Below are 16,057 nucleotides of genomic sequence, written 5' to 3'. Positions count from 1 at the left end.
CCAGTATTCCGGGGAGCACGTAACATGGACTACGAGCGTTATTTCAGTCAAAGCCTCAATGACCTTCGGGATGAAGGTAATTATCGTGTTTTCATAGACCTGCAGCGTCGTTGCGGTTCTTTTCCGAACGCACGCCAAACGGATGGCTCGGTCCAGCGGAATGTGCGGATCTGGTGCTCGAACGACTACCTTGGCATGGGCCAGCACCCTTCGGTGATCGGTGCGATGCATGACGCATTGGACCGATGCGGCGCAGGGGCTGGCGGTACGCGGAACATATCGGGCACCACGCATGATCACGTGCTGCTTGAGGCCGAACTGGCTGATCTGCACGGAAAGGAATCCGCGCTTCTGTTTACTTCCGGGTATGTTTCGAATTGGGCAGCTCTTGGCACCCTCGCCGCGAAGATTCCGGGCCTGATCGTATTCTCTGACGCGCTGAACCACGCCTCGATGATCGAAGGCATCCGCCACTCGCGGGCGCAGAAGGTGATCTGGAAACACAACGATCTGGAAGACCTTGAGGCAAAACTGGCTGCCGCTGATCCAGATGCGCCCAAGATGATCGCGTTCGAGTCGGTCTATTCGATGGACGGAGACATCGCCCCCATCAAAGAGATCTGCGATCTGGCCGATAAATACGGAGCGATGACCTATCTGGATGAGGTTCATGCAGTTGGTCTTTACGGCCCGCGCGGCGGCGGCATTGCTGAACGCGAAGGACTGATGGGTCGCCTGACGGTGATCGAAGGTACGCTGGGCAAAGCGTTCGGTGTGGTGGGCGGGTACATCGCTGCCTCAGCTGCGCTGTGCGATTTCGTGCGCAGCTTCGCCAGCGGCTTCATTTTTACCACCGCCCTGCCGCCTTCTATCGCAGCTGGAGCTGCAGCCTCGATCCGGCATCTGAAACAATCGAATGCTGAACGCGACTTGCAGAAAGCCCGCGTGGCACAGGTTCGGGCCCGTTTGGATGCGGAAGGTATCCCCCACATCCCCAACCCCAGCCATATCATCCCAGTGATGGTCGGCGATCCGGTGAAGTGCAAGTTCATCTCGGACACGCTGCTGGAAGAGTTCGGCATCTATATCCAGCCGATCAACTATCCCACCGTGCCGAAAGGGACCGAGCGGCTGCGGATCACGCCGTCGCCCGTCCATACCGATGAGGATATCGACCAACTTGTCGGCGCGCTGTCTGCCCTCTGGCAACGCTGTCAGATCGCGCGGATGCCGATGGCCGCCCAGTGATTAAGAAGCGCCCCCTTGCGTGACACTTCGCCGTCTCCTCGGAGGCGGCGTTTTTTTGGTCAGATCAGGTAGAGGACGAAGATGATGATGGCAAATCCTGTAGTCACCATGGTAAACCCCCGCAGCCAGGCCGGGCTGTTTGCGAGATCAAGATAACGAGCCAGGATGACGCGGCATTTCGCCAGTGCGAGGATCAGAATGCCGCCGGCCAGCGCGGCAGGCGGGATGGGCAGCACAGTCAGCAGTGCAGATGCGACGCTGAGCATCAGAAGGGTTAGCCATGCGCGTGTGAGCGCATTCGGGAGTCTCCGGCGGGCGTATTTAGGAAAAGATGAAGCTGCGGGCATCCGTATTATCCCAGCAGGTAAATCACGGGGAAAAGCAGGATCCAGACCAGATCGACCATGTGCCAGAACTGCGCACCTGCCTCGATATTGCGGGGATCATCGCGCCAAGCGACCAGCAGCAAGATGCCGACGCCTGCCAGCACATGAGCGGCGTGAAAGCCGGTCAGCAGGTAATAGAACAGGAAGAACGGGTGGGTCTCGTAGGTGATCCCTTGTGCGGCTTTGCCTGCGTATTCCGCGCCCTTGATGATCAGGAACACGACGCCCAGTGCGGCGGCGACGATCAGTGCCAGACGGGCTGCGAGCCGACGCGCGATCTGCCGCCAGTGCAGTGCTTGCGCCGCCAGATAGCCAGAGGTGACCAGCACCGCCGTATTGAGCGCCGCTCCGGTACGATAGAGATGCGATTGTGCTTCGGCGAACCCGGCCGGATCGGTCAACCGAACGCCCATGAAGGCGATCATCCCGGCGCCGAACACCAGCAGTTCCGAGATGATCAGAACCCACATCAACAACTCGCCCGGAAGCTCGTCGATCAAAGAGGTATCACTCATGCGCCGACCAGTTGGCGGTAGATTTGCGGCAGGGCCATAGTCAGGCGGTGCGGATCGGGGATGACCGCAAATCCGCCTTGGCCGAACATGCGCGGGAACCAGCTTTTACCGGTTTTGTCGATGGTAACACCAAAGACCGATTGCCCGGCGCGGCGTGCCTCGCGGATGGCTTGGCGTGTGTCTTCGATACCGTGACGGCCTTCGTAATGGTCCAGATCGTTGGGTTTGCCATCGGTGATCACCAGTAGCAACCTGCGTTTGCGCGATTGACTGGCCAGATCAGCCGAGCAATGGCGGATCGCCGCACCCAGCCTTGTATAGTGGCCCGGACGCAGGGACGCGATGCGCTGTTCTACCAATCTGCCCATCGGCTCATCGAACCGTTTGCAGCGCTGCACGTAGACGCGTTGGCGTTTCAGCGAGCTGAAAGCGTGAATGGCAAAATCGTCACCGCAGGCGTTCAGACCCCAGGCCAGCGCGGCCAGTGCCTCGCGTTCGATGTCGATCACGGCACGGCCAGTCACGGCGCTTTCGGTGGAGCGGCTGACATCCAGTAGAATCGAAACGGCCAGATCGCGGGCTTCGGGGCGGGATTGCATCCAGACGCGTTCATTGCCTTCACCGCTGGCGTGGCGATCGGTTTCGGCACGCACGGCGGCCTCGATATCCAGTTGATCGCCGTCCAGATGGCCGCGGGTCATGACGCGGCCCGGGCGCAGCGCCTCGAACTGGCGCTTTACGGCGCGGATGCGGCGGGCGGTGGCAGGGTCTTTGCCGATTTCAGCCGAGTCTTCGCGGATATCGGCATCCGACAGCAAGACGTTGACGTGATCCGGCAGGTAATGCCCCGTGCGCACGTCCCATTCAGGATAGAGGATGCGGCCTGAAAGACGCTCGCGATTCACGTCCTCGGGCGCCAGGTCCAGATGCAGTTTCAGCTTGGTTGGCGGGGCTTTGGAGATCTGCCCCAAACCGATTTCTTCCTGATCGTCGGCGGCTTTCTTGGCGTTATCGGGATCGTCATCATCGATGCGCCGATTGATGTTCAGGAATTCGGCCCAGCTGAGGATCGCCTCGAACTTGTGCAGGATGAAACTGTCACTGCGGTTGGCCTGATCCGATTTACGGCGGCGGGCGCGGTGGGTTTTCTCCCCTGATTCCTCAGGTGGACCTTCAGTATCGGGGTTTTCGACCTCGTTATGTTCGGAAAATCCGACGGCGCGCAGTTCGGGCCACAGGGGAACAGGGCGGAGATGCTGATATCCACGTGGGGCGGTCAGATCATCATCCAAGGTCAGAAGCTGCTCGGCCCGCGCTGACAGGGGCGCGGGATCGCCCAACATGTAACGAACCAGTTCCTCGACCGCTGCCTCCACGGGAGGCAGGCCAGGGATGACGCGGTGATGCAACACACCCTTGCAAAGCTCGTTATAAAGTGGGCGCAGGCCGGGGGCGTCGTCCAAAGTAGCCTCGACCATGCTCTGCGCGGCGATCAACGCGCGCAGGTCAGCGCGCAGAGGGTCATCTTCATCAATCCGGGTTCCGGCATGGGCGGCAGCAGCGGCCAGCCAGACAAAAAGCGCGCCATTGGCTTCGCGCGCGGGGAAAACGGCCAGCCGGTCCGGCAGGCGCAGAACTTCGCCATCGAAGGAGGCGCGCGGCATCAGCTCGGCCTCGGTTGCCAGCTTGCGGCGCCAGCTTAGACGGTGACGTGAAACCTCGGGTGAGACCGGGCGCAATTCAACGCCCGGACTACCCCCAAGCCCTCGGAAGAGGACAGCCAGCCGCCCTGCGACCTCAGAGAGGTCGACCGCGGCTCCATCATGCACCTCAGGTGCATCAAGGCGGCTGGCAAGGGTGTGCCACAGTTTCCCGATCGTTTCTTCGGGTTCCCATGGCTCAAAATCGATCCTGACCATCGGCCGGCCTCACCCAAAGACAGCCGTGACAAGATCGAGGAGCCCGCGTTTGATGTCCTCGTCATCAGTCAGAGGTTCAATCATAGCGGCAAGGATGGCGCGGTCGGTTGACATGCCCTGTGCGATTAGCGTCGCGGCATAGACAACCAGACGGGTGGAGACGCCTTCCTCAAGGTCCTGACCCTTGAGCCCACGCAGCTTGTTCGCCAGCCGGATCAGGGGCTTGCAGCGTTCCAGCGCCAGCCCGCTTTCCTGCGCCACAACTTCGGCTTCCATCTCAGGCGATGGGAAGTCGAATTCCAGCGAAATAAACCGCTGCCGGGTCGAGGGTTTCAGGGTTTTCAGGATATTCTGGTATCCGGGGTTATATGAGGCCACCAACATAAAGCCGGGCGCGGCCTCAAGTTCTTCGCCGGTGCGGTCGATCGGCAGAATGCGCCGGTCGTCGGTCAGCGGGTGCAGCACGACGGTCACGTCTTTGCGGGCCTCAACCACCTCATCGAGATAGCAGATCGCGCCTTCGCGCACCGCACGGGTCAGGGGGCCATCGACCCAGACGGTTTCTCCACCTTTCAAAAGGTAGCGGCCAATCAGGTCGGCAGCGGCAAGGTCATCGTGGCAGGCCACGGTGTAAAGCGGGCGGCCAAGTTTTGCGGCCATGTGAGCCACAAAGCGGGTCTTGCCGCAGCCTGTCGGGCCTTTCAGCAGAACCGGCAGGTCGTTGTTGTAAGCGGCGGTGAACACATCACATTCATCACCTTGGGCGAGGTAGAAGGGGGCGTTTGCCGCCCCCTCATTCAGTTTCATGGAGCCGTCCATATCCATCACTCCGCAGGGGTTTCAGCTGCGCCAGGTTCAATGACCTCTTTCCGGGGAACCCAGATCGAGTAGATGAACAGTAGCGCGCCAAGGACCACGACCACACCTGAGCCGAGACGCATCCAGTAGAAGATCGCAATCTGGTCCTGTACGTCCATGAAGTAGTCACCGACCACACGTTGCATGTGAGTCTGCACGGTACCACCGAAAGTCAGGACGAATGTCATGAAGACCATGCCGCTGGTCATCAGCCAGAACGAGCCCATGTTCAGAACCTGATTATAGGGATCACGGTTCTTGAGGATCGGCATCGCATAGCTGAAGATCGCCAGGTTGAGGCAGACATAGGCACCATAGAAGGCCAGGTGACCGTGCGCTGCGGTGATCTGCGTGCCGTGGGTATAGTAGTTCACCCCATGCAGTGTGTGCAGGAAGCCCCAGACACCGGCACCGAAGAAGGCCAATGTGGCACAACCCAGCGACCACAACAGCGCGGCCTTGTTGGGGTGGTCACGGCGGCCCTTCCAGACCATGACGAACGCAAAGGCCATCATTGCGAAGAACGGGATCACCTCGAGGCTTGAGAAGATCGACCCGATCCACTGCCAATACCCGGGGGTACCGATCCAGTAATAGTGGTGACCTGTACCGAGGATGCCCGAGAACAGGGCAGCGGCAACGATGACATATAGCCATTTCTCGACGATCTCACGGTCAACGCCGGTCAGCTTGAGCATCAGGTAGGCCAGGATCGAGGCCATGATCAGCTCCCACACACCTTCAACCCACAGGTGGACGACATACCACCAGTACTGTTTGTCGAGCGACAGGTTGCCCGGGTTGTAGAAGGCAAACAGGAACAGCAGCGCCAGACCCCACAGGCCCAACAACAGGATGTTGGTGATGGCAGTCTTCTTGCCCTTCAGAACGGTCATCGACACATTGTAGAGGAAGATCAACGCGGCCACGACAATACCCATCTTGACCCATTTGGGTTGCTCAAGGAACTCGCGCCCCTCTTTGCCCAGTAGCCAGTTGCCTTCGAACAGGTTGAAGACATAGGTCACAACCACGCCCAGCGTGCCGACCACAAGAATGATCAGCTGCAGATAAGCCAGCTTGGGTGAATGGATTTCACGTTCCGCCTCTTCTGGGATCAGGAAGTAGGCCGCTCCAAAGAAGCCAAGGATCAGCCAGACGATCAAAGAGTTGGTGTGAAGCATCCGCACGATGTTGAACGGCAGAAGCTCACTCAGGAAGTTCGGGAATACATAGATGAAACCGGCCAGAAGGCCGCCGATCACCTGTATCGCGAATAAGGCCATAGCTACCGCAAAGTAGGCATAGGCTATTTTTTGGGATTCGTATTTCATTGCTCCGTTCCCTTTCTCAGCCTGCCTCGTTGGGCGGCCAGCCCTGAGCGTCGATATTGTCGGTCCAGATCAGGAAGTTCGCCAGATCACGGATCTCTTCGTCGCTGAGGTTGAAATTGGGCATCTGTCGACGACCGGGAATGCCGGTCGGTTGTGCTTCCATCCAGCCCTTAAGTGCTTCAAAGGCTGATTCCGGGTCGTCCAGCACACCCCAACGGGTCATCACATTCGCGACTTCCGGCGCATAGTAGGCACCTTCACCCATGATAGTATGACAGTTGATGCAGGCGTGTTTTTCCCAGACATGCTTGCCCCGGACCACACTTTCATCAAGCTTTGCCGAATTCTCGGAGTTGACGATATACAAGTGCGAATGGGCCGACAGGGCCAGAAAGATGAGGATGAAGAACAGTGACCCGCCATAGAATATGTTGCGAGCCATGCTCTTTGTCATGACTTCTCGCATTGCGCTCTCCTTTGCGCAGATTAGCTAGTATGGAGACAATGCCGCGTGGGTAGTGGAGCTGCCTTAACGAAAGTCAAGACTGCAGAGGATGAGCGTTCCCCATTCCAAATCTTTGGTCATCAGAGGCCAACAACGATCTATCTTGACCAAACAACGGCAGAATCCCCTCATTAAACCGATATTTTTAATCGAATAATAACCTTGAAAACTGCATTTAGGGTGGTCAGTCTCTTGCAGAATTCTTTGTCGGTCGGGGTTTTCCCTTCGGCCTGCGGTCCACTCAAGCCAGGCGGATAATATCAATGCCAATTAATATCTACGGTGCCTTTCGTACTGACACGACGATGACAGACAACACAGCGACCTTTGCGACGCTTGGGGCCACGTTTCAGATATCCCAATATAGCCAGATCACGATTGACGATGGTGCGGATGGGTCGGTTATTGAAGGCGACAATATCGTCAATGAATCCCCGAACGACCCGACCCAGACCTATTTGGGAGAGGTGTTTATCTGGGACTACACGATCGAAGTAAATGATGGCGTCAACACCTATCAGATCGGTGTTATGGACTGGGATGAAAACGGCGATGGGGATTTCGATTTTCCAACGGCTGAACAAGGTTATTTCATTGGCTTTATCGGTGATATTCCCCCGCTCAACACCACCCTGACTGTTGGCTCGGTTGTCGACAACGGCGCGAATATTGACGTAGATACCGTTGTTCCCTGCTTCTGCGCTGGCACGCTGATAGATACTCCGACCGGACCTAGCGCGATCGAAACACTATCCACTGGTGACAAAGTCGTCACCTTGGATCACGGTCCCCAAGTTATTCGTTGGATTGGATCGCGAACGCTTGATGCGTCTGAACTGGCTCGCAAACCCAGATTACGCCCTATCCGGATCGCTGCCGGTAGTCTGGGCAGCGGCCTGCCACGTCGTGATCTTTTGGTCTCACCCCAGCACCGCATGCTGATCCGTTCGAACATCGCGATTCGCATGTTCGACAGCGAGGAAGTCCTGGTCCCAGCCCACAAGCTTGTTGGCATCCCGGGAATTACTGTCGAGGAGGACGCTCAGAATGTCGTCTACCATCACATGCTCTTCGACCGGCATGAGATCGTGTTGGCCGAAGGTGCGCCATCTGAAAGCCTATTCACCGGGCAACAGGCGCTAAAGGCTATACATCCGGAAGCACTGGCTGAAATTGTTGCGCTTTTCCCTGAACTGGCCTCGCAGGATCATCAACCTGTGGCTGCGCGCCAGATTCCCAGGCAGGGAAGAAAAATCCACTCATTGCTGCGACGTCACAAAAAAAACGACAGAGCCTTGATCCGACCGTCTTGATACGGATTCATCGGCGCGCCTACAGTCAGGAAGCAATACGTGGCCCCGTCAAAGCAGGCCACATCGTGATCAGGTAAAGAACGATAGCGCTGATCCACAGACCGTCAGAAACCAACATCATGACCAGATACCCCTGGTCGGTCACTGACCCGACCCAGCGCAAAATAGCGGACGAAGCCATAAGACCGTAGGCGACTGCCATAGGTGGCGGGGCAACAAGTGCGCGGCCACTATGGCCCAAAGCAGCCCGACTCATCACGGCTAGGGTCATGCCTCCGACACAACCGATTCCCAGAACGTGCAACGCGCCGATTTCGCTGCCGATACCCAGAACCGCCACCCCCCACAAAACCAGCCCCAGTGCCAGCATTCCCAGACCCAGATGCAGGGCAACCAAGATCGGTTGACGTATGGCCCAGCGCGCGCGCCACCGTGACATGCGCAGGATTTGGGTTATGCCAAGCGCTACGGCCATGCCACCCGCTATCTTACCCAATCCGAAGAGAAGAACGCTGAGCGGTAGTAGCAGCGCCAATCCCATGCTGGCTTTGTCTAATGCAGCTACCGATACCGGCCACGCGGCTTCCGGCTCGCCCGCGCGCTTCATCGCATTCCGGGTGAAAGCTGGCGTTATACGTCCACCAAGTATCGCGATCATACTGCACAGCGTCAGCAATCCTACACGCAATCCTATGTCCAGTGTACCGCCGGTAATGCCCATCCAATCAAGATGGGTCAGCAGATTGGCAATCCAGAAATAGCTGAGCAACAACAGAAAGATCATGTTCTGCGGCTTGGGGCGTCGGATCAGTTGGCTTGCGATCTTTGCCGCCAGAATCGGTACAAAGGCCAGATCGAAGACAGCGACCGGACCTGGCGGCAGAGCCCCGGAGAACCACATCGCGATCCGTCCGGCCAACCAGATACCCGCGGCAATAACAATAAACTGTACCCTTGCCTCCGGCGTACCCGTCCAGTTTGGCACCGCTGTCAGTAGAAATCCTCCAAGGGCAGCCGTGGCATATCCAAATATCATCTCATGCGCATGCCACATGGGTGGGTTCATGGCATAGGTCGGATTTTCGTAACCGACCAACCCGGTCTGAGTCGTGAGCCACACACCCCAAGCACCACCCGCGAATAGACCGAATAGCCCCGCTGACAGAAAAAAGACGCGAAATCCTTCACCCAGTACCCGCGCGATCATTGCCGGCATGCCTGCTCTCCTCGGCCTTAGTGGCTGTTGGATCCGGTCTAACAAACCCGACTCGTTCGGGACTTAACCGAAATCAAGCGCTCGGAGAAACATGACCCTGAAACATAGGTTTTCCTCATAATTTAAAGGTTAATCAGGACCTTCATTTTCAAGTTTGCGACCCTTCCGTTGACTTTCGTCAAGGAGTGATCGGCGCCAATGTTTCAGGCTGCAACCTGCCTCACCACGCAAATGGAGAGTGATCATGTCACTTGGAATCAGCTACGATAAGACCGGCCGCGCCTTTGGGGTCGGTTTGGCAATGCTGCTGGGCTCTGTCGCCGCGCCAGCATTTGCCGAAGAGCCAACGTTGAGCGACGAAGCATTTGAGTCGTCCAAGCAGCTCTATTTTGAACAATGCGCAGGTTGTCACGGCGTTCTGCGCAAAGGTGCGACCGGTAAGAACCTGGAACCACACTGGAAAAAAACTGCAGCAGACGGCACCGTCACAGAAGGCGGTACGCTTCAGCTGGGTCAGGAGCGCCTTGAAAAGATCATCGCCTGGGGAACCGAAGGCGGGATGAACAACTTCTCGGACATTATGACCGAGCAGGAAATCAAGGATATGGCGACATACATCATGATGGAGGCCCCCAAGCCGCCGGAAATGTCGCTGGAGCAGATGAAAGAGACCCGCAAGGTCTATGTGGAAGAGGCCGACTATCCAACCGAGCCGCTGCATGGCCGCAACTGGGAAAACTTCTTCGTCGTCATCGAACGTGACGTGGGCAAAGTGGCTGTTATCGACGGCGACACCAAAGAAGTGCTGACTCACATCCCGACTGGTTATGCCGTACACGTTCTGAAAGCGTCTGAGCACCACTCGATCACTGAGCCTGAGCATCCCGGCCGCTTCTGGTACACGATGGGCCGCGACGGCAAGATGACCAAGATCGACCTCTGGCAGAAGCCAGAGAACATGTTGGTTTCCGAAGTCAAAATCGCCTATGACGCACGCGACGTTGCCGTTTCCGGCGACGGTAAATACGTCATCGGTGGCGGCTACTGGCCGCCGCATTTCGCGATCGTTGACGCGCAGACCATGGAACCGGTCAAGGTCGTTTCTACACGCGGTACCAACGTAGACGGCGAGTATGTGGAAGAAGCCCGCGTAGCCGCGATCTACACCACGCCGAACGAACCCACCTGGATCGTTGCCGTGAAAGAGCTCGGCCAGCTGTGGCAGGTCGATTATACCGACCTGGACAACCTGCGGATCGACAAGATCAACTCGGCCAAGTTCCTGCATGACGGGTTCTTCGACCCGACAGGCCGGTACTTCCAGATCGCCGCGAACGCGTCGAACAAGATGGTCGTCGTCGACACCGAGACCCACAAGCTGGAAGCGATGATCGACACTGCAGCCCTGCCGCACCCGGGACCGGGCGCCAACTGGGTCGACCCGAACTGTGGTCCGGTGGCTGGTACAACCCACCTTGGTGTTGGTACCGTAACGGTCTGGGGTAACGACCCCGAAGGTCATCCGGATCAGGCCTGGAAAACCTGCTACGAAGTGGAAACAGACGGCCCCGGCCTGTTTGTCCGTACCCACCCGAACTCGGACTACATCTGGGCCGACCAGACCAAACACCCCGAGCCGGAAATTCAGCAGTCTGTTCAGGTCATCTCGAAAGAAACCGGTGAGATCGTGAAAACCATCCAGATCACCGAAGACGAAGGCAGCGCTGCTGTTCACTTCGAATTCAACGCGGATGGGACCGAGGTCTGGGTTTCCAAATGGAACCTGTCGGATTCGAAAGAACCCAATGGTCAGATCGTGATCTTCGACGCCAAGACACTGGAAGAAATCGGCCGCATCGAAGGGCTTTATGCTCCGACCGGTAAGTTCAACGTCTACAACCGTTCGAACCACGTCACCTGACGGTTTGAGAACCAACACCGGAAAGGGCGGGCCCCTCGCCCGCCCTTTCCTCGTTTGACCCATCAGCCAAACTCACCGGCCTGCCATCAAAGGCCAGACAAGAAAGCCAAAACGGAGCCCGGATATGACCTCCGAACCGGATAAGAAAAAACCGATCTGGCGCCGGTATTTCCTGTGGGGAATGCCCGTGGCCGGTATTGCCGCAGCTTTTGTCGGCGGCATCATCTTCTGGGGCGGATTCAACACCGCCATGGAAGCCACCAACACCAAGGATTTCTGTATCTCGTGCCACGAGATGCGCGATTTCGTCTATGAGGAATACACGGGCACGATCCACGACGTGAACCGTTCAGGCGTAGGCGCTGTCTGTTCCGACTGCCACGTGCCCAAGGACTGGACGCATAAGATCATCCGCAAGATCAAGGCGTCGAAAGAGCTGTACGGCAAGATGGTCGGCACCATCAACACACGCGAAAAGTTCGAAGCCAAGCGTGTACATCTGGCGATGAACGAATGGGAGCGGATGAAGTCCAGCGACTCGCGTGAGTGTCGCAACTGCCATGACTTCGAGTCGATGATGCCCGAGTTCCAAAAACCCCGTGCGCGTCAGCAGCACCTGAATGCGATGACCGTCGGGCAAACCTGTATCGACTGTCACAAAGGGATTGCACACTCGGACGCCCGGGATCGGGCTGACGAGGAGTATCTGGAAAAGCTTGAGGCCCCGAACCCGTCCTTTATCCGCGAGATACCGCCGGAATACCTGGCCAGCCTGGAACGGATCGAAGCCAAAGAAGCTGCCGAAGCTGAGGCCGAAAAAGCTGCCAAACAGGCACAGCATGAAGCCATGCAGGCTCAGATTGCCGCGGCGGTGGATGCGGCGGTGGCCGAGGAGCGCGCCAAAGCCGGCGGCGAGGAGGCCGCAGCGCCTTCGGGTGGTGGAGGTGGCAGCGATGTCGGGTCGGATATCGATTGGAACGCTGTGGCCGCCGCAGATCTCAAGCTGTTCTACCCCGGTCAAGCTTCGTTTGAATGGGTGCAGAATGGCAAATTCCACGGTGGCGCACGGCCGCTGACTAAAGGAGGTGATCAGTGCACGACCTGTCACGCCAAAGAGCTGGATACCATCGGCAACAAAATCGTCGCAGGTGGTGAGCTTGAGCCGACGCCGATCCCCGGCAAACGGGGCGTGATCGATGCGACCGTACAGGCCGCGCATGATGATCAGAACCTCTATGTCCGACTGCAGTGGCCGGATGCCGGGCACAATCCCGCACCTTTCGTTGATGGTGGCAAAATGGACCCTGACAACCAGATCAAGGTTGCCATGATGATCACCGGCACAGGGATCGAACTGGGCGAACAGGTGGGGTGTTGGGCGTCGTGCCACGCCGACAACAGCTATATGCCCTTTGATCCGGGTGCCGAGGCGATTGCCGCAAATGGCGATGTCTTGGGTCGGTTGAACACGCAGGACACGGTGACCAAGTACATCAGCGAAAGCCGGACCGAGGTCGAGATCAAGGGCCGTCGTGGCAAGGCGCTGGGTGGCTGGGACAAACTGCAAGCCGCTGAGCAGATCGAGCAGTATCTGGCCGACGGCACCTATCTGGACCTGATGCGCGTCTATGCAGACGGCAGCGCCACCAACGGTTATCTGCTGGAACAGCGCGTGGTTAATGACGGCGAAATCGCCGCCTCGGCCAGCCTCGACGCGGGCATGTGGACCGTGGTCTTCACCCGCCCACTGAACTCGGGCGCGCCCGGTGACGTGCCGCTGGAGGCCGGTCAGACCTACACGGTCGGCTTTGCCATCCACGATGACTTTGCCGCCGCGCGGTTCCACCACGTGACGCTGGATACCAGCCTGGCGCTGGACGATGACAGCGCCTTCATCAACGTGGTCAAACAATAAGGAACTGGGGCCGGGCAATCCGGCCCCTTCCGCTTAGAAGAGGAGACTTGGACGATGAAACCCCAACACCTTCTTCCCGCTTTGCTGTTTGTAGCCGCACCTGCCTGGGCGGATGAGACCGCCGAGCTATGTGCTGAAGCCGAAGAGCGTTATACCGAGCTGTTTGGTCAGCCCTCATCCTCCGTTGAGGATGCGGAAGTGGTGCTGATGTACAAATACACCTTCTGCCCCGTCGAGCTGACCGTGAAAGCAGGCACCACGGTGCGCTGGGTCAATGTGGACAAACGCACAAGCCACTCGGTCCTGCTGAAAGATGGCAGCGAACCCGAAAGCGACAGGCTGTTTCCTGAGGAAACGGTTGAACTGACCTTCCTCACCCCCGGCCCGCAGGAGTATTTGTGCGGACCCCATTGGGAGACGCAGAACATGATCGGCATGATCACCGTCGAACCCTGAGCCGAGGCACCATACAGGCATGAGAGAGAGGAGCGCGGGATCAATTCCTGCGCTCCTTAACTTTAGTCAAGGAGGTTCCTTTTCGATTGCGCCAGTCTGGCCGCATGACACGCCCGGCTCACCCAGCAACGTCCCCTGATCGCGCAGGAAATCCGGGCTCCGAAGACATTCAGACCAAGCGAGTTTGCACATGAGCGGTAAGGTTTTTCTGATTGGCGCAGGCCCTGGTGACCCTGAACTGATGACCCTGCGCGCATTGCGGATGCTGCAAGAGGCGGATGTGGTTGTTTATGACCGTCTGGTCTCGGCCGATATCCTCAACTTGCATGCCGAGAGCGCACGGCTGATCCCGGTGGGAAAGGCCCCCAAATGCCATACAGTGCCGCAGGATCGCATCAACGAAATCCTGGTCGAAGAAGCAAGCGCCGGTCACACCGTTGCGCGCCTCAAAGGCGGCGACCCGATGATCTTCGGGCGTGGCTCGGAAGAGGCGGCGCATCTGATGGCAAACGGCATCCCGGTCGAATATGCGCCGGGCATCACCGCCGCACAGGGGGCCTCCTGTTCCACCGGCGTGCCGCTGACCCATCGCGGGCTGGCGACCTCGGTGCAATATGTCACTGGGCATCGGCAGGCCGACAAGGTGCTGGATCTGGATTGGAAACGTCTGGCCGACCCGGATTCGACGCTGGTTGTCTATATGGGCGTCGCCAATATCGGCCAGATCGCCATGGGGCTGATGACCGAGAACCTGCCCGGCTCGACCCCGGTTCTGGCGGTTGGCAAAGCGACCACCCCGGATGAACACCGCATGGTATCCCGGCTGGATCGATTGGCTGCGGATGTGCGCGACGCTGATCTGAAAGCACCGACGCTGTTCATCATCGGCATGGTCGTATCGCTATACGCAGAACGGCCCGTGGCTGAACTTCTGGAGCAGGCGCATGGCTAAGTTTGGTTCCAGGCGATCAGGGGGCAGTCGGTCGCTGCCCGATGGTGCTGCCAAGGGCCCAGGTTGGACCGCGCGCGCTGTACTGACAACGGCTGTGCTTGTGGCCACATCTGCCTTTGCCGCCGACACTCTTGACCCCAACGCGCTAAAACGTCTTGTCCATCAGGACTGCGGCTCTTGCCATGGGCTGTCGTTGAAAGGCGGTCTCGGCCCTGATCTGAGGTCCGAGACGCTGGAGCACTACGACGCGGACGTTCTGACCGGCGTGATTCTCGATGGCATCCCCGACACCGCGATGCCCCCATGGCGGCCTTTGATCAGCGAAGAAGAGGCTGAATGGATCGCGCGTTATCTGCTGGCACAGGAGGCACAATGAAACAGCTCATCCTTACCCTCGCCGCGACCTTGTTGATGACCACCGCCCAAGCGGAACCCATCGCCACGGGCGATCTCGGCCTTGTCATTGAACGCGCCAAAGGCTCAGTCCTGCTGGTGGATCAATCCGACCGCGCCGCACTGGCCCGGATCGAAGGGTTGGGCGATCTGTCCCATGCCTCGCTGGTCTACTCACCCGATGAACGCTTTGCCTATGTTTTCGGGCGTGACGGTGGGCTGACCAAAGTAGACATCGTCACCCGCCAGATCGTGAACCGCGTCGTTCAGGCGGGCAATGCCATTGGCGGCGCCATTTCGGACGATGGCAAGCTGGTTGCCGTATCAAATTATGAACCCGGCGGCGTGCGTGTCTTCGACGCGGACACGCTGGAAATGGTGGCTGACATCCCAACTGACAGCAAAACCATCGGTCTGGTCGACGCACCGGGCCGCCGGTTTGTCTTCACCATGTGGGACACGGGCGAGACCTGGATCGCCGATTTCGCCAAGGGCGACCCCGCAATCACCAAGATCACCGATATGGGCAAAAACCCTTATGACGCGCTGATCACCGCAAATGGCCGCACCTATATCACGGGTCTGTTTGGCGAAGACGGCCTGACCGCGCTGGACCTGTGGTCCGATAATCCCGAACCCATCCGCGTGCTGCCTGACTATGGTCGCGGACAAGAAGAAATGCCGGTCTACAAGATGCCCCACCTCGAAGGATGGGCGCTGACCGGGCGCGAATTCGTGCTGCCGGCTGTCGGCCATCACGAGGTTCTCTGGATCGATTCCGACACCCTGACCGAGACCGGGCGCACGCAGACCCACGGCCAGCCGGTCTTTGCCATGGCCCGACCCGACGGTCGGCAGGTTTGGGTGAATTTCGCCCACCCGTTGAATGATACAATTCAGGTCATTGATTCAGTGAGCAAGGAAATCATCCACGAGTTCAAACCCGGCCCCGCCGTGCTGCATATGGAATTCACGCCTCGAGGGCATGAGGTTTGGATCAGCGTCCGCGATGCCAACAGAGTCATGGTCTACGACACCCAGACCTTTGAAAAGCTTCGCGAAATTGAGGCCGACAGCCCCTCGGGTATTTTCTTCACCGCACGTGCGCACAGAACGGGGCTTTGAC

The 16,057-nt window shown here is 58.4% G+C and carries 15 protein-coding genes; 8 read left to right on the top strand and 7 right to left on the bottom strand.

The window, feature by feature from the left end; all coding sequences use genetic code 11:
• Positions 1 to 24: 24 nt before the first annotated feature.
• Complete coding sequence (gene hemA, locus ACR0KN_RS15895) at positions 25 to 1,248, top strand: 5-aminolevulinate synthase (protein WP_480654912.1); 1,224 nt, start codon at positions 25 to 27, stop codon at positions 1,246 to 1,248.
• A gap of 59 nt (positions 1,249 to 1,307) precedes the next feature.
• Here hemA and ACR0KN_RS15890 read toward each other — a convergent pair whose 3' ends face one another.
• The 6 genes from ACR0KN_RS15890 to ACR0KN_RS15865 are packed head-to-tail and all read right to left on the bottom strand — an operon-like array spanning position 1,308 to position 6,726.
• Positions 1,308 to 1,595 carry a cytochrome C oxidase subunit IV family protein gene (locus tag ACR0KN_RS15890; RefSeq protein ID WP_170471348.1) on the bottom strand — a complete coding sequence of 96 codons (288 nt, stop codon included), beginning with the start codon at positions 1,593 to 1,595 and terminating at the stop codon, positions 1,308 to 1,310.
• A gap of 5 nt (positions 1,596 to 1,600) precedes the next feature.
• Positions 1,601 to 2,149: a cytochrome c oxidase subunit 3 gene (locus ACR0KN_RS15885; RefSeq protein ID WP_480654910.1), complete on the bottom strand. Its 549-nt coding sequence runs from the start codon at positions 2,147 to 2,149 to the stop codon at positions 1,601 to 1,603.
• Entirely contained in the window at positions 2,146 to 4,068 is a 1,923-nt protein-coding gene (locus ACR0KN_RS15880; protein WP_480654908.1) for a nitric oxide reductase activation protein NorD, read from the bottom strand. The genes ACR0KN_RS15885 and ACR0KN_RS15880 overlap by 4 nt, the downstream gene beginning before the upstream one ends.
• A gap of 9 nt (positions 4,069 to 4,077) precedes the next feature.
• Entirely contained in the window at positions 4,078 to 4,887 is an 810-nt protein-coding gene (locus ACR0KN_RS15875; protein ID WP_170587458.1) for a CbbQ/NirQ/NorQ/GpvN family protein, read from the bottom strand.
• Between the two features lie 5 nt (positions 4,888 to 4,892).
• Complete coding sequence (locus ACR0KN_RS15870; RefSeq protein ID WP_170471339.1) at positions 4,893 to 6,260, bottom strand: cbb3-type cytochrome c oxidase subunit I; 1,368 nt, start codon at positions 6,258 to 6,260, stop codon at positions 4,893 to 4,895.
• A gap of 16 nt (positions 6,261 to 6,276) precedes the next feature.
• Positions 6,277 to 6,726 (bottom strand): c-type cytochrome, encoded by a 450-nt coding sequence (locus ACR0KN_RS15865; protein ID WP_010443109.1) that lies wholly within the window; start codon positions 6,724 to 6,726, stop codon positions 6,277 to 6,279.
• A gap of 302 nt (positions 6,727 to 7,028) precedes the next feature.
• On the opposite strand from ACR0KN_RS15865, the gene ACR0KN_RS15860 reads away from it, so the two are divergent.
• A complete protein-coding gene (locus ACR0KN_RS15860; RefSeq protein ID WP_480654905.1) occupies positions 7,029 to 8,078 on the top strand; it encodes a Hint domain-containing protein in 1,050 nt (349 codons plus the stop codon).
• A 25-nt stretch (positions 8,079 to 8,103) separates the two neighbouring features.
• Here ACR0KN_RS15860 and ACR0KN_RS15855 read toward each other — a convergent pair whose 3' ends face one another.
• Complete coding sequence (locus tag ACR0KN_RS15855; protein WP_480654903.1) at positions 8,104 to 9,294, bottom strand: NnrS family protein; 1,191 nt, start codon at positions 9,292 to 9,294, stop codon at positions 8,104 to 8,106.
• 244 nt (positions 9,295 to 9,538) lie between these two features.
• Between ACR0KN_RS15855 and ACR0KN_RS15850 the strand changes: the two genes are divergently transcribed.
• From ACR0KN_RS15850 to ACR0KN_RS15825, 6 genes are all read left to right on the top strand, one after another.
• Positions 9,539 to 11,215 carry a cytochrome D1 domain-containing protein gene (locus tag ACR0KN_RS15850; RefSeq protein WP_010443106.1) on the top strand — a complete coding sequence of 559 codons (1,677 nt, stop codon included), beginning with the start codon at positions 9,539 to 9,541 and terminating at the stop codon, positions 11,213 to 11,215.
• Positions 11,216 to 11,339: 124 nt separating this feature from the next.
• Positions 11,340 to 13,130 (top strand): NapC/NirT family cytochrome c, encoded by a 1,791-nt coding sequence (locus tag ACR0KN_RS15845; protein ID WP_480654901.1) that lies wholly within the window; start codon positions 11,340 to 11,342, stop codon positions 13,128 to 13,130.
• A gap of 54 nt (positions 13,131 to 13,184) precedes the next feature.
• The gene (locus tag ACR0KN_RS15840) at positions 13,185 to 13,586 is read left to right on the top strand and encodes a plastocyanin/azurin family copper-binding protein (RefSeq protein ID WP_170471328.1); all 402 of its coding nucleotides are present in this window, start codon (positions 13,185 to 13,187) and stop codon (positions 13,584 to 13,586) included.
• A 190-nt stretch (positions 13,587 to 13,776) separates the two neighbouring features.
• Complete coding sequence (cobA, locus tag ACR0KN_RS15835; RefSeq protein ID WP_480654899.1) at positions 13,777 to 14,538, top strand: uroporphyrinogen-III C-methyltransferase; 762 nt, start codon at positions 13,777 to 13,779, stop codon at positions 14,536 to 14,538.
• Positions 14,531 to 14,914, top strand: coding sequence for a c-type cytochrome (locus ACR0KN_RS15830; protein WP_319545883.1), 384 nt, complete (start codon positions 14,531 to 14,533; stop codon positions 14,912 to 14,914). Before cobA ends, ACR0KN_RS15830 begins: the two co-directional genes overlap by 8 nt.
• On the top strand, positions 14,911 to 16,056 hold the full coding sequence (locus ACR0KN_RS15825; protein WP_480654897.1) for a cytochrome D1 domain-containing protein: 1,146 nt from the start codon (positions 14,911 to 14,913) through the stop codon (positions 16,054 to 16,056). The genes ACR0KN_RS15830 and ACR0KN_RS15825 overlap by 4 nt, the downstream gene beginning before the upstream one ends.
• The last annotated feature ends 1 nt before the right edge of the window (position 16,057 follow it).

This window comes from Ruegeria sp. AP7, assembly GCF_056539905.1.
Note: the sequence above shows the minus strand (reverse complement) of the source record. Positions and strands in the feature narration are given on the sequence as shown.

Coding starts and splice junctions, on each gene's coding strand:
- hemA (WP_480654912.1), top strand. CDS start 25: ATGGACTACGAGCGTTATTTCAGTCAAAGCCTCAATGACCTTCGGGAT.
- ACR0KN_RS15890 (WP_170471348.1), bottom strand. CDS start 1,595: ATGCCCGCAGCTTCATCTTTTCCTAAATACGCCCGCCGGAGACTCCCG.
- ACR0KN_RS15885 (WP_480654910.1), bottom strand. CDS start 2,149: ATGAGTGATACCTCTTTGATCGACGAGCTTCCGGGCGAGTTGTTGATG.
- ACR0KN_RS15880 (WP_480654908.1), bottom strand. CDS start 4,068: ATGGTCAGGATCGATTTTGAGCCATGGGAACCCGAAGAAACGATCGGG.
- ACR0KN_RS15875 (WP_170587458.1), bottom strand. CDS start 4,887: ATGGACGGCTCCATGAAACTGAATGAGGGGGCGGCAAACGCCCCCTTC.
- ACR0KN_RS15870 (WP_170471339.1), bottom strand. CDS start 6,260: ATGAAATACGAATCCCAAAAAATAGCCTATGCCTACTTTGCGGTAGCT.
- ACR0KN_RS15865 (WP_010443109.1), bottom strand. CDS start 6,726: ATGCGAGAAGTCATGACAAAGAGCATGGCTCGCAACATATTCTATGGC.
- ACR0KN_RS15860 (WP_480654905.1), top strand. CDS start 7,029: ATGCCAATTAATATCTACGGTGCCTTTCGTACTGACACGACGATGACA.
- ACR0KN_RS15855 (WP_480654903.1), bottom strand. CDS start 9,294: ATGCCGGCAATGATCGCGCGGGTACTGGGTGAAGGATTTCGCGTCTTT.
- ACR0KN_RS15850 (WP_010443106.1), top strand. CDS start 9,539: ATGTCACTTGGAATCAGCTACGATAAGACCGGCCGCGCCTTTGGGGTC.
- ACR0KN_RS15845 (WP_480654901.1), top strand. CDS start 11,340: ATGACCTCCGAACCGGATAAGAAAAAACCGATCTGGCGCCGGTATTTC.
- ACR0KN_RS15840 (WP_170471328.1), top strand. CDS start 13,185: ATGAAACCCCAACACCTTCTTCCCGCTTTGCTGTTTGTAGCCGCACCT.
- cobA (WP_480654899.1), top strand. CDS start 13,777: ATGAGCGGTAAGGTTTTTCTGATTGGCGCAGGCCCTGGTGACCCTGAA.
- ACR0KN_RS15830 (WP_319545883.1), top strand. CDS start 14,531: ATGGCTAAGTTTGGTTCCAGGCGATCAGGGGGCAGTCGGTCGCTGCCC.
- ACR0KN_RS15825 (WP_480654897.1), top strand. CDS start 14,911: ATGAAACAGCTCATCCTTACCCTCGCCGCGACCTTGTTGATGACCACC.